We start from the raw sequence: 21320 nt of genomic DNA, 5'->3' as shown, positions 1-21320 counted from the left end.
ACTAAGCTGATTAGAGTGAGTTTGACGCCCGCCGTCTATCCCGGCAACCGGAAAGGGGCTGCACCAACGGGTGCGAGCGCGTTAGGATGGCGCCAAATGCGCAGGCACAACGAGGAAGGGACATGACGGATTTCGCAAAATCGACGCCGAGCAAGATTGAAATCGTTCAGCGCGACAATGCTTACACAGGCTTCTACAAGCTTGATCGCGTGCAACTGCGCCACGAAAAATTCGTGGGCGGCATGAGTCGGGTGATCAACCGCGAAGTCTTCGTTCGTCATGATGCCGTATGCGTATTGCCCTACGACCCGCAACGCGACGAAGTGGTGTTGAACGAGCAGTTTCGCGTTGGCGCCATGGGCCGTACCGACAACCCTTGGTTGATCGAAATGGTTGCCGGCCTGATCGACAGGGATGAAGAACCGGAGGAGGTTGCGCACCGCGAAGCCGAGGAGGAAGCTGGGCTGACGTTCTCCGCGCTGTGGCCGATCACCAAGTATTTCCCATCGCCGGGCGGCAGTACCGAATATGTGCACTTGTACCTGGGCCGTTGCGACAGCACAGGGGTGGGTGGCGTCCATGGACTGGAAGAAGAGGCAGAAGATATCCGCGTAACCACCTGGGCGTTCGAAGATGCCCTGCAAGCGGTGCGCGACGGCAGAATTTCCAACGCAGCCAGCATTATCGCCCTGCAATGGCTTGCGCTTAATCGCGCGGAAGTGAGGGGGTTATGGCAGTAAAGGCACGGGAACGTTATCGAGTTGACCTCATTGGGTTGCAAGCGGCCTGCGAGGCCAACTATGCACGGCTGATGCGTCTGCTGCCGGACATGCGCCATGCCCCTGCGGCGCGGCGTATTGGCGTGACCCATGGCGACCAGATGCTCGGCGTGCTGACCCTGGAAGTGATCGTCAACTGCCCGTACACCACGACCCTGCGCGTGCGCCAGGAACACAGCCTGCCATGGCTGCCGGTGCCGCAACTGGAAGTGCAGGTGTACCACGACGCGCGGATGGCCGAAGTGATCAGCGCCGAGCATGCACGACGCTTTCGCAGCATCTATCCTTACCCGAACGTGTTCATGCACCAGCCCGATGAGAAAGCACAGCTCAATGTGTTCCTCGGTGAATGGTTGAGCCATTGCTTGGCCTTGGGCCATGAGTTCGAAGTCGTGCGGTAGATGTGAACTGCATCTGATTCCTTGTATTTCCTCTTTGGTGTGCTGCCCAGCATAATCACGCCACACGTCCATTCCTGTGATTGCCTTGGGAGAGCGCCTTGCCGAGCGTATCCACCGTGACCCCCGATGCGCCGGCGTTGCTGGTGCAACTGTCCGACAGCCACCTGTTTGCCGAGGCCGACGGCACGCTGCTGGGCATGAACACCCATGAAAGCCTGCAACGGGTGATCGACTTGGTGCGTGCGCAGCAGCCGCAGATCGACTTGATGCTGGCCACAGGGGACCTGTCCCAGGACGGTACGCTGGAGTCGTATCAGCAATTTCGCGATATGACCCAGCAAATCGGCGTGCCGGCACGCTGGATTCCTGGCAATCACGACGAACCGCAGGTCATGGCCCTCGCTGCTATGCACAGTGATTTTTTGGAGCCGGTGGTCGATATTGGTAACTGGCGCATCACTTTGCTGGATTCCGCCGTGCCGGGTTCGGTGCCGGGTTATCTGCAAGACCAGCAACTGCAATTGCTCGCCCAGGCGCTCAGCGAAGCGCCAAGTCGTCATCATCTGGTGTGTTTTCACCATCACCCGGTGCCTATCGGGTGTGCGTGGATGGAACCCATCGGCCTGCGCAACCCTGAGGCTCTGTTTGCCGTGCTCGACCGTTTTCCGCAGGTGCGGGCGGTACTCTGGGGGCACGTGCACCAGGAAATCGACCGCGAGCGTAACGGCGTGCGTTTATTGGCGTCGCCGTCCACCTGCATCCAGTTCGCGCCGGGCAGCGAGGACTTCAAAGTCAGCGAACAGGCGCCGGGCTATCGCTGGCTGCGCCTGCATGCCGACGGACGGTTGGAGACAGGGGTAGAGCGGGTCCAGGGCTTCGCCTTTACCGTGGATTACGGTAGCAACGGTTATTAACCTGCGTAAACACTGATCAAAAATGTGGGAGCGGGCTTGCTCGCGAATGCGGTGTAACAGTTGACAGATGTGCTGGCTGACCCACCGCTTTCGCGAGCAAGTCCGCTCCCACATGGGTTCTGTTTTGGCTGGACGATAGGGTGCTCACACTCAACCTCGATCCCTGTAAACTGCGCCTCTTTGGCTGAAGCACGGAGAGCCCGGCATGTCCGCTTCGATCCTGTATATCCACGGCTTCAACAGTGCGCCTGCGTCCAACAAGGCCTGCCAGTTGATCACGGTGATGGACACCCTCGGCCTGGCCGACCAGCTGCGCGTGCCGGCCCTGCATCACCATCCCCGTCAGGCAATTCCTCAGTTGGAGGCGGCTATCGCTGAACTGGGGCGGCCACTGCTGGTCGGCAGCTCACTCGGCGGCTACTATGCAACCCATCTTGCCGAACGCCATGGCCTCAAGGCGCTGCTGGTCAACCCGGCGGTCAGCCCTCATCGGATGTTCGACGGTTACCTGGGCACCCAGAAGAACCTCTACACCGATGAAACCTGGGAATTGACCCACGACCACGTCACGGCATTGGCCGAGCTGGAAGTGGCGGCGCCCCAGGATGCGGCGCGTTATCAGGTGTGGCTGCAGACCGGCGATGAAACGCTGGACTATCGCCTCGCCCAGCAGTATTACCGGGCCTGCGCGTTGCGCATCCAGGCCGGTGGCGACCATGGTTACCAAGGGTTCGCCCAGCAACTGCCGGCGCTGCTCAGCTTTGCCGGCATTGGCGCAGATCAGTATCAATCCTTCGATTTTTCGTCACTGTAAAAATCGCAGGTCACTTTTTAATCGAACGACTCACGACGAGACCCCATGGCCACTCCCAGCGCTAGCTCTTATAACGCCGACGCCATCGAAGTCCTCTCGGGCCTCGACCCGGTGCGCAAACGCCCCGGCATGTACACCGATACCAGCCGGCCGAACCACCTTGCCCAGGAAGTCATCGACAACAGCGTCGACGAAGCCCTGGCGGGCCACGCCAAGTCGGTGCATGTCATTCTTCACGCTGACCATTCCCTGGAAGTGTCCGACGATGGTCGCGGCATGCCGGTGGACATCCACCCGGAAGAGGGTGTGCCGGGCGTCGAGCTGATCCTCACCAAACTTCACGCCGGCGGTAAGTTCTCGAACAAGAACTACCAGTTCTCCGGTGGTTTGCACGGGGTGGGTATCTCGGTGGTCAACGCCCTGTCCACACTGGTACGGGTGAAGGTCAAGCGCGACGGCAACGAGTATCAGATGACCTTCGCCGATGGCTACAAAGCCACCGACCTGGAGGTGATCGGCACCGTTGGCAAGCGCAATACCGGCACCAGCGTGTACTTCGCGCCGGACCCGAAATACTTCGATTCGCCGAAATTCTCCATTAGTCGCCTCAAGCACGTGCTCAAGGCCAAGGCTGTGTTGTGCCCAGGCCTGCTGGTGACCTTTGAAGACAAAGGCACCGGCGAGAAGGTTGAGTGGCACTACGAAGACGGCCTGCGCTCCTACCTGGAAGACTCCGTCAGCGACTTTGAACGCCTGCCCAACGAGCCGTTCTGCGGCAGCCTGGCGGGTAATAAAGAAGCCGTCGACTGGGCGCTGCTGTGGCTGCCCGAAGGCGGCGACAGCGTGCAGGAAAGCTACGTCAACCTGATCCCGACAGCTCAGGGTGGCACCCACGTCAACGGTTTGCGCCAGGGTTTGCTGGATGCCATGCGCGAATTCTGCGAATACCGCAGCCTGTTGCCGCGCGGTGTGAAGCTGGCGCCGGAAGACGTGTGGGAGCGCATTGCGTTCGTGCTGTCGATGAAGATGCAGGAGCCGCAATTTTCCGGTCAGACCAAAGAGCGCCTGTCGTCTCGCGAGGCCGCGGCGTTTGTTTCCGGTGTGGTCAAGGACGCGTTCAGCCTGTGGCTCAACGAGCACCCTGAATTGGGCCTGGCTCTGGCAGAGCTGGCGATCAACAACGCCGGCCGTCGCCTGAAGGCCAGCAAGAAGGTCGAGCGCAAGCGCATCACCCAGGGTCCGGCATTGCCTGGCAAGCTGGCCGATTGCGCCGGGCAAGACCCGATGCGCTCCGAACTGTTCCTGGTAGAGGGTGACTCCGCCGGTGGTTCCGCCAAGCAAGCGCGGGACAAGGAGTTCCAGGCGATCCTGCCGTTGCGCGGCAAGATCCTCAACACCTGGGAAGTCGATGGCAGCGAAGTCCTGGCCAGCCAGGAAGTGCACAACATCGCCGTTGCCATTGGTGTTGACCCGGGCGCAGCGGACATGAGCCAGCTGCGTTACGGCAAGATCTGCATCCTCGCCGACGCCGACTCCGACGGTTTGCACATCGCCACCTTGCTCTGCGCGCTGTTCGTCCAGCACTTCCGCCCGTTGGTGGATGCCGGTCACGTCTACGTCGCCATGCCGCCGCTGTACCGCATCGACTTGGGCAAGGAGATTTTCTACGCCCTCGATGAAGCCGAGCGCGATGGCATCCTCGACCGCCTGGTGGCCGAGAAGAAACGCGGCAAGCCACAGGTCACGCGATTCAAAGGCCTGGGTGAAATGAACCCGCCGCAACTGCGCGAAACCACCATGGACCCGAACACCCGGCGCCTGGTACAGCTGACCTTGGAAGACTACGCCGCAACGTCGGAAATGATGGACATGCTGCTGGCGAAGAAGCGCGCGCCGGACCGCAAGTCCTGGCTGGAATCCAAAGGCAACCTGGCCGAGGTTCTGGGCTGATGCGCACAGGTTTCGCCCTGGCGATCCTGATGTTCAGCGTGTTGGCGGCCACCGAGGTGGCCGCCGCGCCCGTGGCTGAGTTGAAACTGGTGTCCGAACACCCGGTGGACGGCATGCGCGGCGGGAACCTGTCAGGCCTTGCACAATGTGGCAAGGCGTTGTGGACGGTTTCTGACCGCGATGACGACCAGATCTATCGCCTGGATATCAGTGCGCCGACCTGGCAGGCCGAAACGGTGAAAATCGAGGTACCACCGGTGCCGGAGTCCGGGCTGCCCTGGGGGCTGCGTTCGCGCACCAAGGCCGCTTCGTTCATTCGCGGTGGCGACCTGGATTTTGAAGGCATCACCTGCGATGCCGCCGGTAATCGCTACATTGTCAGCGAAGCCCACGCGGCGGTGCTGCAAGTGCCGGTGAGTGGCGCACCCGAGTGGTTGAAGATTGCTCCGGGCATGGTGCGTGAAGCGCGCGCCAGTGGCATGTTGCTGCACTTCAATGCCCTGTTCGAAGGCTTGGCGATCAACCCCGAGGGCAATCAGATATGGCTGGCAGCGGAGCGTGAGCGGCGCGGGCTTGTTTCGATCAAGCGCGGGCAAAGCCTGTGGAATTGCGATGGCCCCTGTGTGTTGTTAAGCGAGGCCGGCCAGGAAATGCAACCGGCCCAGTTTCCCAACGCCAAGGCCGTATCCAAGGATTTTGCCGACTTGGCGCTGTTCAACGGCAAGCTGTTTACCCTGGAGCGCAATGCGTTCCAGATTTGCCGGCGTGATGCGGTCACGGCCAAGGTCGAGCTGTGCTGGTCGTTTGCCGACGAGACCCTGACGCCTGAACGCAGGTATCCCCAGCCTTATGGCTTGGCCGAAGCCCTGGTGGTAGACGCAGACGGTGCCTGGCTGGGTATCGACAACAACTTCGGCCCGCGTGCCGATGGTGAAAAGCGTCCGGTGGTCTATCGTTTCGCCGCCCCGGCCGGTGGCTGGAGTGCCCGGCCATGACGTTTGAATTTCTTGAATTGACCCGACGCCGCGACATTTGCGCTGCGTCTTACCAAACAATGATGAGGCCCGCATGAGTGACATCCTCGCAGACAGCTTAGATGGCGTAGAACGCCGGTCGCTGGCTGACTTCACCGAAAATGCCTACCTCAACTACTCCATGTACGTGATCATGGACCGTGCCTTGCCGCATATCGGCGACGGCCTGAAGCCGGTACAGCGGCGCATCATCTACGCCATGAGTGAGTTGGGCCTGGACGCCGATTCCAAGCACAAGAAGTCGGCGCGTACCGTCGGCGACGTGCTCGGTAAGTTCCACCCCCACGGCGACTCAGCCTGCTACGAAGCCATGGTGCTGATGGCGCAGCCGTTCAGCTACCGCTACACACTGGTGGACGGCCAGGGTAACTGGGGTGCGCCGGATGATCCCAAGTCCTTCGCCGCCATGCGATACACCGAGGCGCGCCTGTCGCGTTACTCGGAAGTCTTGCTGAGCGAACTGGGGCAGGGCACTGCGGACTGGGGTCCGAACTTCGACGGCACCCTCGATGAGCCGCTGGTATTGCCAGCACGTTTGCCGAATATCCTGCTCAATGGCACCACCGGTATCGCCGTGGGCATGGCCACTGACGTACCGCCGCACAACCTGCGGGAAGTCGCCACGGCCTGCGTGCGTTTGCTCGATGAGCCCAAGGCCACGGTGGAACAGCTCTGCGAGCATATCCAGGGCCCGGACTACCCGACCGAAGCGGAAATCATCACGCCGCGCGCCGACCTGTTGAAAATGTACGAAACCGGCAAGGGCTCGGTGCGCATGCGCGCCGTGTACCACGTTGAAGATGGCGACATTATCGTCACCGCACTGCCGCACCAGGTGTCTGGCGCCAAGGTGCTGGAGCAGATCGCCGCGTTGATGCAGGCCAAGCCGTCGAAATTGCCGCAAGTCGCCGACCTGCGTGACGAGTCCGACCACGAAAACCCCTGCCGCATCGTGATCATCCCGACCAACAGCCGGGTTGACCACGAAGTGCTGATGCAGCACCTTTTTGCCAGTACCGACCTTGAGTCGAGCTACCGGGTCAACGTCAACATCATTGGCCTGGACGGCAAGCCGCAGTTGAAAAACCTGCGCAACCTGCTGGTGGAGTGGCTGGAGTTCCGCGTACAAACCGTACGCCGCCGCCTGCAATTCCGGCTGGACAAGGTCGAGCGTCGTCTGCACCTGTTGGACGGTTTGTTGATCGCCTACCTCAACCTGGATGAAGTGATTCACATCATCCGTACCGCCGAGCACCCGAAAGCCGAGCTGATCGCGCGTTTCGAGCTGAGCGAGATCCAGGCTGACTACATCCTCGACACGCGCTTGCGCCAGTTGGCGCGACTGGAAGAAATGAAGTTGCGCGACGAACAAGACGCGCTGCTCAAGGAACAAGCCAAGCTGCAAGCCCTGTTGGGCAGCGAAGCCAAGCTCAAGAAGCTGGTACGCAGTGAGCTGATCAAAGACGCCGAAACCTACGGCGATGACCGTCGGTCGCCGATCGTCCAGCGCGCGGAAGCGAAAGCGCTGACAGAAACCGAGCTGCTGCCAAACGAGAAAATTACCGTCGTTCTGTCGGAAAAGGGTTGGGTTCGTTCCGCCAAGGGGCATGATATTGACGCCACTGGCTTGTCGTACAAGGCGGGCGACGGCTTTAAAACCGCTGCGGCCGGGCGTTCCAACCAGTTTGCGGTGTTTATTGACTCCACCGGGCGTAGCTATTCGGTGCCGGCACACACCTTGCCTTCCGCACGGGGGCAGGGCGAGCCGTTGACCGGACGCCTTACGCCACCTCCGGGGGCGAACTTCGAGTGCGTGCTGCTGCCGGACGATGACGCGCTGTACGTGATTGCCTCTGATGCGGGTTACGGCTTTGTGGTCAAGGGCGAGGACCTGCAGGCCAAGAACAAGGCAGGCAAGGCGCTGTTGAGCCTGCCGAATAACGCCAAGGTCATCCTGCCGCGTCCGGTAGACGACCGCGAGAGCAACTGGCTGGCATCGGTCACCACCGAAGGGCGTTTGTTGGTGTTCAAGATCAGCGACCTGCCGCAGTTGGGCAAAGGCAAGGGCAACAAGATTATTGGTATTCCCGGGGAGCGGGTGGCCAGTCGCGAGGAGTATGTGACTGACATTGCGGTGATCCCAGAGGGCGCCACCCTGGTGCTGCAAGCCGGTAAACGCACGCTCTCGCTGCGGCCGGACGACCTGGAGCACTACAAGGGCGAGCGCGGTCGACGTGGTAACAAATTGCCACGTGGTTTCCAACGAGTGGATGCGTTGTTAGTGGAAACGCCGGTTTAAGGCGTATTAGAGCCCCCGATCTACGATTTAACGCGTAGATCGGCGCTTTGGCGCTGGAGTCATGGCGCATATTCACGGATGATATGGCCTTTCCAGCGCCGGCGTGGCCGAGCGTGTTTAGGTTATTTTTAGTATTACATTGTGGTTCGCCTTGTGGCAGCCACCTGGATGGGATGATGACTGCTCCACGCCTTCCTTTAATTTTTATGCTCGCTGGCCTTCTGGGGCTGGCGGGTTGCAGCACACACCAACCGGTGTCGCTGTACCAGTTGGACAGCGGAAGTCCGGCTCAGCCAGCACAAACAGCTGGCATGGCTGTCTTGCTGGGTCCGGTGGTCGTTGCTGACTACCTGCAACGCGAAACCCTGCTGCAACGTCAGAACGACGGCAGCCTGCAAGGTTCCACTGATGGTCGTTGGGCGGGCAGCTTATCGTCCGACATCAACCAATTGATGTTGCGTCAGGTGGCTGGTCAACTGGACAGCCAGCGTGTGGTCCTGTCGCCTGCGCCAGCGGGTTTTACGCCGGATGTGCAGGTCTTGTTGACCATTACCAGGCTCGACTCCGGCACGTCGCAGCCAGCGATCCTCGATGCGCAATGGCGCTTGATCGACCGCCGTGGCCAGGTGCGCGATAACCGCATCGTACACTTGCAGGAAGAACACACCGGCACCACTGCGTCCCAGGTCCAGGCCCAGGGCGTGTTGTTGCAGCACTTGGCGCAGCAGTTGTCGGTGGCTCTCAAGCCATTGGCCAACCAACCGCCGATTGCCGAGGCGCCACGCAAGCAGGCTCCGGTCCAGGCCAAGCCGGCTGAACCACAGAAGCCGAAGATGCCGATGGCCACGCCGATCCGTACGGATATGGAAGTGTTCAGGTTCTAAGCCGAACCGCAGATACAAAAAAGGCCCGCTGACTCAGCGGGCCTTTTTGTTGGGGGGTGTAGTGAGCGGGCTTGCCCCGCGCTGGGTGGCGCAGTCGCCCCAATCCGGGCACTGAGTTTGTCCCGCTAGAACCAGGTGTCAGGTTTTAGGGCGGCTGCGCCACCCAGCGCGGGGCAAGCCCGCTCACTACAGAGCCCGCATAGTTAACTTTTTGTGCGGGTCTCGTGCATCCGTGCCAGCTGTCGTTCCAGCATCGACGGATAAGGCTCCATCAACCGCTCCACACAGCTTGCACCCTCGGGGCTGGCAATCGGGCGGATACGGGCGCGCTGGCGGATCAGCGAGTCTTCACTGATCTTGCGCTCCACCAACAACAGGTTGCGGCTGTGCTGGGACAGGGCCAGGGCGTCCTGTGCACTCTCGGTGAGCAGCAGGTCGATCTGGCTCATGCCGAACAGGTCATCACTCACCGTCAGCCCGAGTTGCAGTTGTAGGGTGATGCCGCTGTCCGCTACTTCGATCTGCAGGGCATGGCCCAAGGCGCGCAATAGCTCGCCGCAGCAGATGGCATTGGTCAGGTAATCTTCGCCGCTGTCTTCGCTGTGGAACAGCATCAGCGTGCTGCCGTCGTTCAGGGTGTGCAGTTCGCTCTGGTAGAGCGAGGCGGCCTGGTCGAGGCAGTCACGGTAGCGCTCCAGCAACTCGGTCAGGCGTGCGCGCGGCAGGCGGCGCAGTTGGTCCTGAGCGCCCAGTTGCACGGCCAGCACGGCGCTGTGCTGGGGCTCGGCGTTCCTCACCGGTACCGGCGCGGCTTTGGGGGCGGTGGCAGGGTTGCCGTCCGAGGTGTCGCGCAAATCGGCGAACGGGTCTTCGTCGTCTAATTCGTCTTCTTCGGCCTGGATCGCCTTGCGGGTTGCTGGCTTGAGGCCCGCCACAGGAGGGGCTTCGTCGAAACCCGGCTCGCGCAGGTCGCGCACTTCAAACTCGGGCTCGTCGTCGTAGTCGGTGTCGTCGAACTCAGGCTCGGGCTCAACCTCGCGCACCACAGGCTCTGGGGCAAAGCTGGCGTGAAGCTGGCGGGCGAGGTCGCCGATCTCATCCTGGCGGTCGGTGGCCGGGGTGTGTTCGTCGATGTCCCGCAGCCAGATGCGCAATTGCATCAATGGCGTGGAGATATGTCGACCCAGGCGCAGGCTCAACGCCAGGGCCAATGCCAGCAGGATTGCACTGAGAATGCCCATGCTTTGTAGGCTGATGGTCATTGGCTGCTGGAATTGCTGCATGTCGAGGCTGATGCGCAGTTGGCCGGCCTTCACGTCCTGGAACGTGATGTTGCTCTGATACAACCCTTCCGCTTCACCCAGCAGGCCGTTCTTCGGGCGCTGCCCGGCTTCGGCCATGATCCGGTTGTCCACGCTGTAGATGGCGGCGTGGGCCACCAGCGGGTTCTTGGTCAGGTTGTTGAGCAGCACGTTGAGGCTGAGGATGTCGTTGGACACCAACAGCTCGGTCGCCGAGGTGGCAGTTTGCGTGGTCAGGCTCTCGCCCAGGGCGTCGGCTTGCTCGTGCATGGCCTGTTTGAACTGCAAGCCCATCACGCAGGCATAGATCACCAGGGCCAAGGCGACCAGGATCACGTTATGGCTGGCGATGCGTAATGCGATCGGTACACGGCGGTGGCGCAGTGCCCGGAAGATCAGCAGGAAGAAGTTATCGGTTTTTACTGGCGTGGGCCGGTTCACTTGCGCTCGGCTCTTGGTCCGTGAAGTTGACGCGCAGTATAGCGACAGCCCTAGAACCGGCAAAGCGCTGGCTGTGCCCGATGGTCACTGAAAGTGGGTAGAATGCGGTTTTTTTCCAGCCTGGGGGTGCGCCTTGCGCGAAATTGTCCTGATTAACATCACCGGTGAAGATCGCCCGGGTCTCACCGCCGCCATTACCGGCGTTCTGGCCCAAGGTGGTGTGAACATTCTCGACATTGGCCAGGCGGTGATCCACGACACGCTGTCGTTCGGCATCCTGGTCGAGATCCCGAGCAATGAACAGGCGTCCTCGGTCCTCAAGGACATCCTGTTTACGGCGTACAAGCTGGATCAACAGGTGCGGTTCACCCCGGTGTCCGAAGCCGATTACCAGCAATGGGTCGCCGGCCAAGGCAAGAAACGCCACATCGTGACGCTGTTGACCCGCAAGGTCACGGCCGAGCAGTTGCAGCGAGTCAGCTCGATTACCGCGCAATACGGTTTGAATATCGACCATATCGACCGTCTGTCGGGTCGCATGCCGTTGGATACGCCAGCCGACAAAGGCAAGGGTTGCATCGAGTTCTCCGTGCGCGGCGAGCCCGCTGACCCACAGGCCCTGCGCGCCGAGTTTCTCAGCGTGGCCCAGGAGCTGAATGTCGACATCGCCTTCCAGGAAGACTCGCTGTTCCGTCGCAACCGCCGCCTGGCGGTGTTCGACATGGACTCCACGCTGATCGAGGCCGAGGTCATCGACGAGTTGGCCAAGGCCGCCGGTGTGGGCGAGCAAGTCTCCGAGATTACCGAGCGCGCCATGGCCGGTGAGCTGGACTTCCGCGCCAGTTTCAAGGAGCGCCTGGCGCTGCTCAAGGGGCTGGACGTCAGCGTACTGGACTCCATTGGCGCCTCGCTGCGCCTGACCGAAGGCGCCGAAACCCTGTTCGCCGAACTCAAGCGCCTGGGCTACAAGACCGCCATCCTGTCTGGCGGCTTCACCTACTTCGCCAAGCAATTGCAGGCCAAGTTGGGCATCGACTATGTGTTCGCCAACGAACTGGAAGTGGTGGATGGCAAAGTGACGGGCGTGGCGGTGGAGCCGATTGTCGACGCACAGCGTAAAGCCGATTTGCTAAAGGAATTGGCCCACAAGGAAGGCTTGCGTCTGGAGCAGACCATTGCGGTCGGTGACGGCGCGAATGACTTGCCGATGCTGGCGATTGCCGGGCTGGGTGTGGCGTTCCGCGCCAAGCCGTTGGTGAAGCAGTCGGCCAAGCAGGCGATTTCGACGTTGGGGTTGGATGGGGTGTTGTATCTGCTGGGCTTTCGCGACCGGGATGGTCAGCTTTAGTCACTGAAGAAACGCGGAAAAAAATGTGGGAGCGGGCTTGCTCGCGAATACGGTGGTTCAGTCACAGATGTGTCGACTGATACTCCGCTTTCGCGAGCAAGCCCGCTCCCACATTGGGTTTTGCGTCAGGCTTTAGGTGCAGCGATACCCTGACCCATCTGCACCGCAGTGCCCGCCGCCAGTTCTTCGGCCCACTTAACCTGATCCGGCCCAAACAGCACAATCGCGGTCGAACCCAGCTTGAAGCGACCCAGCTCTGCACCTTTCTCCAAATGGATCGGCGCACGCGCGGCTTCGTCATAGCGGAAGGTTTTCAGCTCACGCTTGGGCGGCGTCACCAAGCCAGCCCACACGGTCTCAATCGAGGCGACAATCATCGCGCCCACCAACACTACGGCCATCGGGCCGCGTTCGGTGTCGAAAATGCAGGCAACACGTTCGTTGCGTGCGAACAGCTCCGGTACGTTTTCCGCAGTGGTCTGGTTCACCGAGAAGATGCGCCCCGGAATGTAGATCATCTCGCGCAGGGTACCGGCCAGTGGCATATGCACGCGGTGGTAGTCCTTCGGCGACAAGTAAACTGTTGCGAAGTCGCCGCCCATGAACGGTGCTGCCACGGCGGTATCACCACCCAGCAGTTCCAGCACGCTGAAACTGTGGCCCTTGGCCTGGAACACGCGACCATGTTCGATCGGGCCCAGTTGGCTGACCGCGCCATCGGCAGGGCTCAACACCGCGCCAGGGGTTTGGTCCAGCGGGCGGGCGCCGTCTTTCAGGGCACGGGTGAAGAACGCATTGAAGTGCTCGTAGGCGGTCACGTCTTCAACCAGGGCCTGGGACATATCCACTTGATAGCGTTTGGCGAACCACGTGGTGAAGGCGTTCTTGAACCAACGCACACGGCACTCGGCAACGCAGCCGGCCAGGCGCGATAGCAAGTGGTGTGGCAGCAAGTACTGGCTGAGGATGAACAACTGCTTTTTCATTGACTGTCCTTTAAACCTTAAATCTCAACGGGGGTGTCGGGGTGGTTGCCCCATTCGCCCCAGGAACCGGCATAACCTTTGACTCGCGGATAACCGAGCGCCTTGGCCACCAGGTAGGTGAAGCCAGAGCGGTGGTGAGTCTGGCAGTGGGTGATGATTTCTTTGTCTTTGGTCAGCCCGAGGTCTTCGAGGATCTGCTGCATGTCACGGCGGATGCGCAGGTTGCGTGCCTTGTCCATGCCAGCGGTCCATTCGAAGTTCACGGCGCCGGGGATGTGCCCGCCTTTGGCTGCGAGCACCTTTTCACCGGAATATTCCAGTGGGCCGCGTGCGTCCCAGATACCCAGGTCAGCAGCGCCGAGGCGGCTTTGCAGGTATTCGCGGGTAGCCGTTGGGCCGTCATGCAGCGTGAGGCTGACCGGGCCACCGACCGGAGCGGGCACCTCGGTGGAGACCGGGTGCTTTTCTTCCAGCCAAGCCAACAGGCCGCCGTCGAGGTAGTGATATTTCTGGTGGCCGATCACGTCGAGCATCCAGATAAAACGGCCGGCCCAGCCGCCGCCTTCGTCGTCGTAGACCACGTAGGTCGCGTCGGGTGTGTGGCCCAGTTCGCCGAAGAGTTTTTCCAGGTCAGCCTTGTGCGGCAGCAGGCCGGGGGCCGGCGGCTGGCCCAGTTGGGTGCGCTTGGGGTCAACGAAATGCGCGCCGGGGATATGCCCTTCGGCGTAGCGGGCGGCACTGGTGAGGTCCACCAGAATCAGGTGTTCGGCATCGAGGCGACCGACCAGGTCGCTGGATTCGATCACCAGCGGCAAGCCAGAGAAGTCAGGCATGTGAGGTCTCCTGGGCACAAATGTTGGCGATAAAGGACCGCGATTGTAGCGCAAGCATCAGGCGCTGCGGTTGGTAAAGCAGTGCAGGGCTTTTTCGATGCATTGGGCGGTTTTGCCGAAGGCCTGCACGGTGGTTTCCGAGAACGGCCCGCCACCTTGGTCGGCCACCATCAGCATCACGACTTTGCCGTTGCAGCTCAGGGAGCGCAGTAGCAGGTGTTCGCCGTTGAATAGGCGTCGCAGGATCGGCGGCAGCAGTGCGGAGAACTGCGCGTGGTTGTCGGGGTTGAGGCGCACTTGGGCGGACTTTTCCAGCAAGCGCTGCAATAGCGTGCTGTGGACCACATCCAGGCTCAGGTTGGCAGCGTCCTTCGGCAGCCCGTCTACCTGATGCACGCGCAAGGTGCTCTGGGCGCGATCGGTCATCAGCAGCATGACTCGCTGCATGCCGCTGGCCACCAGGGCTTCCTTGGCGCAGGTGGTCAGGTGCATGGCGTTGGCGAAGCGGCTGGGTTCTACCAGCAGCTCGGTGCAGCGTTTGCGCCAGATGGCCAAGGCTTCGGCGGTGGGCGGCGGTGCAGGCAGCAGGCCGCGATGAATCTTTTGCACATGCCACGGCCAGATCAGCGACAGCGCGGGGTGCCAAAGGTCGGGCATCACGGTGGTGCGCGCGCTGGTCACGGCTTGCTGGTGAACCTGTTGCTGCACTTCACCCAGTGGCTGTTGCAGGTACAGGGCGGTCAGGTATTGCCAGCGTTCGGTGTGCGGGCAGGTCCAGGACTCCTGGGCTGACATTGCCAAGCCGTTTGCCAGCAGCACTGTATTGGCGGGCTGGTTCAGCCAGCGGCGCAGGTTGGGTTCGGCATCGAGCAATTGCTGGTGGCGCAGTGGGTCGTCTTCGCGAGCGATATGCAGCGCCTTGACCAGCAAGCGCTGTTCGTTCAGCAACAGGTTATAGCCCTGGGAAACCCAGATCGGCAGGTGCCAGGCCTCGGTCAGGCCCACGCACAGGTCCAGCAGGCGTACGCCGAACAGTTCTTGCTCGACCTCGCGCGCCGACTGGCCCTTGTGGATAACCCGCAACTCCCACTCTTCGAGGAGCTTGGGATAGGCCACCGCCATCGGCCACAGTGGCGACAAGAACAGGAGGCTGCCCCAGTGAATGTCTTGCCACAGTCGCGCCAGGCGACTACCGAACAAGCCGTTGGCTTGCTGCGAGGCATGCTGGCTCACCAGCAATAGCTGGCGCAGCGCAACGGGAATTTCTTGGGCTGGCACTGAGGGCAGGCGCGCCAGCAGTTCTTCGGCCCGCTTTAGGCCCAGTCGATTGAGCGCTACTTCAAGGTTTTCCGCTGGCTCCGCCAGGCTGCCTTGAGTGTGGCTGTTGGCCTCACGCATCACGCTGAGCACCAGCGCCGGGCTACTTTGCATCAGCTCGGCAATATCTCGTAATGAGCTGCGGTTATCGCGGATGGCTTTGCTTACGCGGTCGTGGCTTGCCTGCGGCACAGGCAGCAACACGTCGTCCAGGCGCTTGATCCAAGCGGCGAGAGAGAAAGGTCTTACAGATAGGACTGTCGTTTCATTAGCCATGGTAGGGGCGCGATCATCACTTGCGGTCAACACGCCCGGAACGGGCCGAACTGGCTTTTCGCCTTAACGGGCTATAGTCTGGCGCAGTTTTGCCGATAAGTAGAACAAGAGTTTTTCAGTTCCCCCAAATATGTCCATGAACCCGACGGCGCAAGTACTCATCTCCTATGGCTAAAATTATCGGCATCATCGTCGTCTTCGCAAGCGTGCTCGGCGGGTACGTCCTGTCCCACGGCAAAATTGCTGCGCTGATCCAGCCCTTCGAGGTGATGATCATCGGTGGCGCGGCACTGGGTGCGTTCCTGCAGGCGAACCCCGGCTACATGACCATGCACGTGATCAAGAAGTCGCTGGGCATGTTCGGCTCACGCTTCACCCACACCTTCTATCTAGAGGTGCTGGGCCTGGTCTACGAGATCCTCAACAAGAGCCGCCGCGAAGGCATGATGGCCATTGAGGCTGATATTGAAGACGCCGCCGCCAGCCCGATTTTCGCCAAGTACCCGGCCGTGCTCAAAGATGAGCGCATGACCGCCTACATCTGTGACTACCTGCGCATCATGTCCTCCGGCAACATGGCCCCCCATGAGCTGGAAGGCTTGTTCGACATGGAACTGTTCAGCCTAAAAGAAGAACTGGAGCACCCGTCCCACGCCGTCACTGGTATTGCCGACGGCATGCCCGGCTTCGGTATCGTGGCGGCGGTACTCGGTATTGTGGTGACCATGGCCTCCCTGGGTGAGGGCGACCAGGCAGCCATCGGTATGCACGTAGGTGCGGCACTGGTGGGTACCTTCTTCGGTATTCTCGCGGCCTACGGCTTCTTCGGTCCGCTGGCGACCTCCCTGGCGCATGACGCCAAGGAAGAAATCAACCTGTATGAATCGATCAAGGCCAGTCTGGTAGCCTCCGCTTCCGGCATGCCACCGTCGTTGGCGGTGGAGTTCGGTCGCAAGGTGCTATACCCGAAACATCGCCCAAGCTTCGCCGAGCTGGAACAAGCGGTTCGCGGTCGCTAAGCCATGGAAAACAACCAGCCGATAATCATCAAGCGCGTCAAGCGCTTCGCTGCGGGGCACCATGGTGGCGCCTGGAAAATCGCCTTCGCCGACTTTGCGACGGCGATGATGGCGTTCTTCCTGGTGTTGTGGCTGATGTCCACCGCCACTCCGGAACAGAAGATCGCCATCGCCGGCTACTTCAAAGACCCGATTGGTTTCTCGGAGAGCGGTACACCCTTTGTGATCGACCTCGGCGGTTCCCCGCAGTTGTCGCCTGAGCGCACCATCAACCCGGAAATCAAGACCGAAGCGCCCCAGGAAAAAATCCCGATCGAGCGCGACACCGTCGAGGCCATGGCCGAGCAAGTCGAGCAGGAGCGCCTTGAGCTGCTGCTACAAGAGCTGCAGACCAAGGTTGAGGAAAACCCGCAACTGCTGAAGTTCAAGGATCAGATCTCCTTCGAAATCACGCCTGAAGGCTTGCGCATTCAGATCACCGACGCCGCCAACCGGCCGATGTTCGATTCTGGCAGTGCGCGCCTGAAGCCGTACTTCGAAGACATCCTGCTGGCCATGGCCGACACCATCAAGGCGGTGCCGAACAAGATCAGCATCAGTGGCCACACCGACGCCAAGCCTTATGCGGGTCAGGGCGACTTCGGCAACTGGGAACTCTCGGCCAACCGCGCCAACGCCGCACGCCGCGCGCTGGTAGCGGGCAGCTATCCTGATCCGCAAGTGGCGCGGGTGGTGGGGTTTGCGTCCTCGCAGCTGTTTGATCATGCGGACCCTTACAACCCGGTCAACCGTCGAATCGATATCGTAGTGCTGACCAAAAAGGCCCAGCGTGCCATCGAGGGTGATCAACCGCCGCCGGCGCCGACACCAGGTGCAGGCGCGCCAGGTGAAGTGCCAGCCGACCCGAACGCCATTCCGCCAGGCCAGGAACCGCTGCCGGCTCATGAGCTGCGGCAGAAGCTGAACCTGTTTGATGATGGTGGGGTGAAGGATCCTACGGCGCCTAAGACGGGTTCCTAAGCCACACAAACAACAAGGCCGCGATCATCGCGGCCTTGCTGTTTGTGAGTGAGCTTTTTGTGGCGAGGGAGCTTGCTCCCTCGCCACAAGGCTCAGTAACTGCTCTCTGGCAAGCTCGCAATAATCGACCGATAGCTGTTCATCCGTTGCTGCTGCACGCGCCCATCTTCCAAGGCCTTGAGCAATGCACAACCCGGCTCGCGGTCGTGTTTGCAGTCGCGGAAACGGCAGGTGCCGATCAGGTCGTTGAACTCGATAAAGCCCGCTTCCACATCGCTGCGGCTGACGTGGCCGAGGCCGAATTCACGAATGCCCGGGGAGTCGATCAGCTCGCCGCCGCCGGGGAAGTGGAACAGCCGCGCGGTGGTGGTGGTGTGGGTGCCCTGGCCGGACAGTTCCGACAGTGGGCCCACGCGGGTTTCGACTTCCGGTAGCAGGCTGTTGACCAGCGAGGACTTGCCCACGCCGGACTGGCCGACAAATACGCTGATGCGTCCGTCCAACTGCTGTTGCAGTTGTTCCATGCCATTACCGTGATGGGCCGACACTTCCAGCACCGGATAACCCAAGGTGCGATACACCGCCAGCAACGCGTTGAGCGCCGGGGCGTTCTGCTCGTCGATCAGGTCGAATTTGTTCAGCAGCAACAACGGGCGAATGCCAGCATGTTCGGCTGCCACCAGGTAGCGGTCGATCAGGTTGGCATGAGGCTCGGGCAGCGGCGCGAACACGATCACGATCATGTCGACGTTGGCCGCCACTGGCTTGAGCTGGCCCCGGCTGTCCGGGCGGCGCAGTTCGGTGGTGCGCGGTAGCTGGGCGACGATCACGCCGATGCCTTGGTTGCCGGCACGCCATACCACTTGGTCGCCGGTGACCAGCGCCGGCAGGTTGGCACGTAGGTGGCAGCGGAACACCTGGCCTGCGAGTTCGCCTTCCAGCGCCTCGACTTCAACCTGCACGCCAAAGTGCGCGATTACCAGGCCCGTTTGTTCAGGCCCCAGGTCGCCGCCTTCAAGCGCTTCCACGGCGGAGGATTCACGTTTGGCGGCGCGAGCGGCGCGTTCACCCTGAATCTTTTCGATGCGCCAGTTTTGGCGACGATTGAGCTGGCGTTTGGCCATTGGTGTTCCGTGTCGATAATGCAAAGGTTAGGTAAAACGGTCGCGAGTCTAGCACGCCCCTGCCTGCTAAACTGCGCAGCTACGCCAAGGTGCCAAGAGAATCAAACCATGCAAAACCCACAGAACCTGATTTGGATCGATCTGGAAATGACCGGTCTGAACCCTGACACCGACGTCATCATTGAGATGGCCACGATTGTCACCGACAGCAACCTCAATACCTTGGCCGAAGGTCCAGTGATCGCGATCCACCACAACGACGCCGTGCTCGCCACCATGGATGAGTGGAACACCCGCACCCACGGTAATTCCGGCCTGACCCAGCGCGTGCGCGACAGCCGTATCAGCATGGCCGAGGCCGAGGCCGAAACCATCGCTTTCCTGGAAAAATGGGTGCCAAAGGGCAAGTCGCCGATCTGTGGTAACAGCATCTGCCAGGATCGCCGCTTCCTCTATACCCATATGAAGGGGCTGGAAAGCTACTTCCACTACCGCAACCTGGATGTGTCCACGCTCAAGGAGTTGGCTGCGCGTTGGGCGCCGGAAATCAAAGACAGCTTCCATAAAGGCAGCACGCATTTGGCGCTGGATGATATTCGTGAGTCGATCGCCGAGTTGCAGCATTACCGCAAGCACTTCATCAAGGCTTGATTGAGCGGCGCCTGGCCTTACGCCTTCGCGAGCAAGCCCGCTCCCACACTTGACCACGTTTCGCCAGGATAAACGCGGTCAAGTGTGGGAGCGGGCTTGCTCGCGAAGGGCGCTACTCGGTCTTTCGCCTAGCGCCCCCTTTTGGTGCCCTCACCAAATGATTAGACTGCCGGCCTAATCGCAAGGATCGCCATCATGCTGTTGATGCTCTACCTCATCGCCATCACCGCCGAAGCCATGACGGGCGCGCTGTCTGCTGGGCGGCGCGGCATGGACTGGTTTGGCGTAGTGCTGATTGCCTGCGTGACGGCACTGGGCGGCGGTTCGGTGCGCGATGTACTGCTGGGGCACTACCCGTTGACCTGGGTCAAACACCCGGAATACCTGGTGTTGACCTCTATCGCGGCGCTGGTGACGATCTTTATTGCCCCGTTGATGCGCCGCTTGCGCTCGCTGTTCCTGGCGCTCGATGCCGTGGGACTGGTGGCATTCACCCTGATCGGCTGCATGACCGCGCTAGAGATGGGCCACGGCATGCTGGTGGCCTCGGTCAGTGGGGTGATCACTGGGGTGTTTGGCGGCATCCTGCGGGATATCTTCTGCAACGATATTCCGCTGATCTTCCGCCGTGAGCTCTACGCCAGCGTGTCGTTCCTCGCCGCCTGGTTCTACATGCTGTGTCTCTACCTCGAATTGCCCAGTGAGCAATCGATTCTGCTGACCCTGTTCAGCGGCTTTCTATTGCGTTTGCTGGCGATCCGCTTTCACTGGGAAATGCCCAAGTTTGTCTACAGCGACGACGTGCACTAGCGCGTGGCGTGCTGGTTCAGTGCCCACTCGACGTGTTCGCGTACCAGTTCAGAAGGGTAATCCCTGCGCGCCTTCAAGGCTTCCAGCACGGGTATGCTTGACGGCGCGTTGCCCAGGCCGACCGCCAGGTTGCGCAGCCAGCGCTCATAACCGGCGCGACGCAGGGGCGAGCCTTCGGTGCTGCTGAGGAATTTATCTTCGTCCCACATGAACAGCTCGGCCAGCTCGGCGTTGTCCAGGTTGTGCCGTGGCTTGAAATCGCTTTCGGCGGTAGCGCGAGCGAAACGATTCCACGGGCACACGATCTGACAGTCATCGCAGCCGAATACGCGGTTGCCGATGAGTGGGCGCAAGTCTTCCGGGATCGCGCTCTTGAGTTCGATGGTCAGGTACGAAATGCAGCGCCGGGCGTCCAGCACATAAGGGCCGACGAAGGCATTGGTGGGGCAGATGTCCAGGCACGCGGTGCAGCGGCCGCAGTGTTCGGTGCTGTGGGGGGCGTCCACCGGCAGTGGCAAGTCGACAAACAGCTCACTCAAAAAGAAATAGCTGCCAGCCTTGCGATTGAGCACCAGGGTATTTTTGCCGATCCAACCCAGGCCGGCCTGTTCGGCGATGGCTTTTTCCAGCACCGGTGCACTGTCGACAAACGCGCGAAAGCCGAATGGGCCGATCTGTGCCTGGATGCGGTCGGCCAGTTGCTGCACGCGCTTGCGGATCAGTTTGTGATAGTCGCGGCCCAGGGCGTAGCGCGAGATGTAGGCCTTCTCCGGCTTGGCCAGCAACTGGGCCATTTGCGTGTCACCCGGCAGGTAGTCCATGCGCAGCGAGACCACGCGCAAGGTGCCTGGCACCAGTTCATCCGGGTGCGAACGTTTGCTGCCGTGGGCGCCCATGTATTCCATCTCGCCGTGGTAGCCCGCGTCGAGCCAGCGTTGCAGGTGCTGTTCATGCTCAGCCAGGTCCAGGCCGCTGATGCCGACTTGTTGAAAACCCAGTTCGCGACCCCAGTCTTTGATCGATTGGGCGAGGGCGGGCAGATCGGACGTAATAGCAGGCATGAGACACGGGAAACCACAGGTTAGATGCGTATAATTCTGCCAGACATCGGAGCTTGAA

19 protein-coding genes are annotated in these 21320 nt (G+C 61.0%); 13 read left to right on the top strand and 6 right to left on the bottom strand.

Translation table 11 applies throughout. The annotated features are described in order from the left end of the window. The first annotated feature begins 122 nt into the window (after positions 1-122). The 8 genes from HF257_RS04495 (at position 123) to HF257_RS04460 (ending at position 9075) form a co-directional block, all read left to right on the top strand. A complete protein-coding gene (locus tag HF257_RS04495) occupies positions 123-740 on the top strand; it encodes an NUDIX domain-containing protein (RefSeq protein ID WP_185705056.1) in 618 nt (205 codons plus the stop codon). Further along, positions 731-1180 carry a DUF1249 domain-containing protein gene (locus HF257_RS04490; protein ID WP_105695145.1) on the top strand — a complete coding sequence of 150 codons (450 nt, stop codon included), beginning with the start codon at positions 731-733 and terminating at the stop codon, positions 1178-1180. The genes HF257_RS04495 and HF257_RS04490 overlap by 10 nt, the downstream gene beginning before the upstream one ends. Positions 1181-1278: 98 nt before the next feature. Further along, entirely contained in the window at positions 1279-2094 is an 816-nt protein-coding gene (cpdA, locus tag HF257_RS04485) for a 3',5'-cyclic-AMP phosphodiesterase (RefSeq protein ID WP_185705058.1), read from the top strand. Between the two features lie 205 nt (positions 2095-2299). After that, positions 2300-2908: a YqiA/YcfP family alpha/beta fold hydrolase gene (locus tag HF257_RS04480; RefSeq protein WP_185705059.1), complete on the top strand. Its 609-nt coding sequence runs from the start codon at positions 2300-2302 to the stop codon at positions 2906-2908. A 45-nt stretch (positions 2909-2953) separates the two neighbouring features. Beyond that, positions 2954-4858: a DNA topoisomerase IV subunit B gene (parE, locus tag HF257_RS04475; protein WP_135291879.1), complete on the top strand. Its 1905-nt coding sequence runs from the start codon at positions 2954-2956 to the stop codon at positions 4856-4858. After that, positions 4858-5853 carry an esterase-like activity of phytase family protein gene (locus HF257_RS04470; RefSeq protein WP_185705061.1) on the top strand — a complete coding sequence of 332 codons (996 nt, stop codon included), beginning with the start codon at positions 4858-4860 and terminating at the stop codon, positions 5851-5853. The genes parE and HF257_RS04470 overlap by 1 nt, the downstream gene beginning before the upstream one ends. Before the next feature lie 73 nt (positions 5854-5926). Then, positions 5927-8191 (top strand): DNA topoisomerase IV subunit A, encoded by a 2265-nt coding sequence (gene parC, locus HF257_RS04465; RefSeq protein ID WP_038844463.1) that lies wholly within the window; start codon positions 5927-5929, stop codon positions 8189-8191. Positions 8192-8367: 176 nt separating this feature from the next. Further along, positions 8368-9075 carry a PqiC family protein gene (locus HF257_RS04460; RefSeq protein ID WP_185705063.1) on the top strand — a complete coding sequence of 236 codons (708 nt, stop codon included), beginning with the start codon at positions 8368-8370 and terminating at the stop codon, positions 9073-9075. 203 nt (positions 9076-9278) lie between these two features. Here the strand turns inward: HF257_RS04460 and HF257_RS04455 are convergent, their stop codons facing one another. Next, complete coding sequence (locus tag HF257_RS04455) at positions 9279-10817, bottom strand: AhpA/YtjB family protein (protein WP_185705067.1); 1539 nt, start codon at positions 10815-10817, stop codon at positions 9279-9281. A gap of 133 nt (positions 10818-10950) precedes the next feature. Here HF257_RS04455 and serB point away from each other — a divergent pair, with 133 nt between their 5' ends. Next, complete coding sequence (serB, locus tag HF257_RS04450) at positions 10951-12165, top strand: phosphoserine phosphatase SerB (protein WP_185705069.1); 1215 nt, start codon at positions 10951-10953, stop codon at positions 12163-12165. A gap of 125 nt (positions 12166-12290) precedes the next feature. On the opposite strand, the gene asd is transcribed toward serB, so the two are convergent. From asd to HF257_RS04435, 3 genes are read right to left on the bottom strand one after another with little or no spacing between them, the layout of a single operon-like run. Further along, positions 12291-13151 carry an archaetidylserine decarboxylase gene (asd, locus tag HF257_RS04445; protein WP_185705071.1) on the bottom strand — a complete coding sequence of 287 codons (861 nt, stop codon included), beginning with the start codon at positions 13149-13151 and terminating at the stop codon, positions 12291-12293. A gap of 17 nt (positions 13152-13168) precedes the next feature. After that, positions 13169-13984: a thiosulfate sulfurtransferase gene (gene rhdA / locus HF257_RS04440; protein WP_185705073.1), complete on the bottom strand. Its 816-nt coding sequence runs from the start codon at positions 13982-13984 to the stop codon at positions 13169-13171. A gap of 57 nt (positions 13985-14041) precedes the next feature. Then, positions 14042-15577: an HDOD domain-containing protein gene (locus tag HF257_RS04435; RefSeq protein WP_185705075.1), complete on the bottom strand. Its 1536-nt coding sequence runs from the start codon at positions 15575-15577 to the stop codon at positions 14042-14044. Positions 15578-15744: 167 nt separating this feature from the next. Between HF257_RS04435 and motA the strand changes: the two genes are divergently transcribed. Then, positions 15745-16596 (top strand): flagellar motor stator protein MotA, encoded by an 852-nt coding sequence (gene motA / locus HF257_RS04430; RefSeq protein ID WP_010213623.1) that lies wholly within the window; start codon positions 15745-15747, stop codon positions 16594-16596. Positions 16597-16599: 3 nt separating this feature from the next. Further along, a complete protein-coding gene (gene motB / locus HF257_RS04425; protein WP_185705077.1) occupies positions 16600-17616 on the top strand; it encodes a flagellar motor protein MotB in 1017 nt (338 codons plus the stop codon). Between the two features lie 92 nt (positions 17617-17708). On the opposite strand, the gene rsgA is transcribed toward motB, so the two are convergent. After that, on the bottom strand, positions 17709-18740 hold the full coding sequence (gene rsgA, locus HF257_RS04420) for a small ribosomal subunit biogenesis GTPase RsgA (protein WP_033898469.1): 1032 nt from the start codon (positions 18738-18740) through the stop codon (positions 17709-17711). A gap of 108 nt (positions 18741-18848) precedes the next feature. On the opposite strand from rsgA, the gene orn reads away from it, so the two are divergent. Both orn and HF257_RS04410 read left to right on the top strand, forming a co-directional pair. Continuing rightward, positions 18849-19391 (top strand): oligoribonuclease, encoded by a 543-nt coding sequence (orn, locus tag HF257_RS04415; RefSeq protein WP_185705079.1) that lies wholly within the window; start codon positions 18849-18851, stop codon positions 19389-19391. Between the two features lie 192 nt (positions 19392-19583). Then, a complete protein-coding gene (locus HF257_RS04410) occupies positions 19584-20201 on the top strand; it encodes a trimeric intracellular cation channel family protein (RefSeq protein ID WP_185705381.1) in 618 nt (205 codons plus the stop codon). Here the strand turns inward: HF257_RS04410 and queG are convergent. After that, positions 20198-21262, bottom strand: a complete 1065-nt coding sequence (gene queG / locus HF257_RS04405) for a tRNA epoxyqueuosine(34) reductase QueG (RefSeq protein ID WP_185705081.1) — start codon at positions 21260-21262, stop codon at positions 20198-20200. The two genes, HF257_RS04410 and queG, sit on opposite strands and share 4 nt — an antisense overlap. Between the last annotated feature and the right edge of the window lie 58 nt (positions 21263-21320).

The sequence above is a fragment of the Pseudomonas cremoris genome (assembly GCF_014230465.1).
Note: the sequence above shows the minus strand (reverse complement) of the source record. Positions and strands in the feature narration are given on the sequence as shown.

What these genes read in the sequence shown, in the direction of transcription:
- HF257_RS04495 (WP_185705056.1), top strand. Translation starts at nt 123, where the DNA reads ATGACGGATTTCGCAAAATCGACGCCGAGCAAGATTGAAATCGTTCAG.
- HF257_RS04490 (WP_105695145.1), top strand. Translation starts at nt 731, where the DNA reads ATGGCAGTAAAGGCACGGGAACGTTATCGAGTTGACCTCATTGGGTTG.
- HF257_RS04480 (WP_185705059.1), top strand. Translation starts at nt 2,300, where the DNA reads ATGTCCGCTTCGATCCTGTATATCCACGGCTTCAACAGTGCGCCTGCG.
- parE (WP_135291879.1), top strand. Translation starts at nt 2,954, where the DNA reads ATGGCCACTCCCAGCGCTAGCTCTTATAACGCCGACGCCATCGAAGTC.
- HF257_RS04470 (WP_185705061.1), top strand. Translation starts at nt 4,858, where the DNA reads ATGCGCACAGGTTTCGCCCTGGCGATCCTGATGTTCAGCGTGTTGGCG.
- parC (WP_038844463.1), top strand. Translation starts at nt 5,927, where the DNA reads ATGAGTGACATCCTCGCAGACAGCTTAGATGGCGTAGAACGCCGGTCG.
- HF257_RS04460 (WP_185705063.1), top strand. Translation starts at nt 8,368, where the DNA reads ATGACTGCTCCACGCCTTCCTTTAATTTTTATGCTCGCTGGCCTTCTG.
- asd (WP_185705071.1), bottom strand. Translation starts at nt 13,151, where the DNA reads ATGAAAAAGCAGTTGTTCATCCTCAGCCAGTACTTGCTGCCACACCAC.
- rhdA (WP_185705073.1), bottom strand. Translation starts at nt 13,984, where the DNA reads ATGCCTGACTTCTCTGGCTTGCCGCTGGTGATCGAATCCAGCGACCTG.
- HF257_RS04435 (WP_185705075.1), bottom strand. Translation starts at nt 15,577, where the DNA reads ATGGCTAATGAAACGACAGTCCTATCTGTAAGACCTTTCTCTCTCGCC.
- motA (WP_010213623.1), top strand. Translation starts at nt 15,745, where the DNA reads ATGGCTAAAATTATCGGCATCATCGTCGTCTTCGCAAGCGTGCTCGGC.
- motB (WP_185705077.1), top strand. Translation starts at nt 16,600, where the DNA reads ATGGAAAACAACCAGCCGATAATCATCAAGCGCGTCAAGCGCTTCGCT.
- rsgA (WP_033898469.1), bottom strand. Translation starts at nt 18,740, where the DNA reads ATGGCCAAACGCCAGCTCAATCGTCGCCAAAACTGGCGCATCGAAAAG.
- orn (WP_185705079.1), top strand. Translation starts at nt 18,849, where the DNA reads ATGCAAAACCCACAGAACCTGATTTGGATCGATCTGGAAATGACCGGT.
- queG (WP_185705081.1), bottom strand. Translation starts at nt 21,262, where the DNA reads ATGCCTGCTATTACGTCCGATCTGCCCGCCCTCGCCCAATCGATCAAA.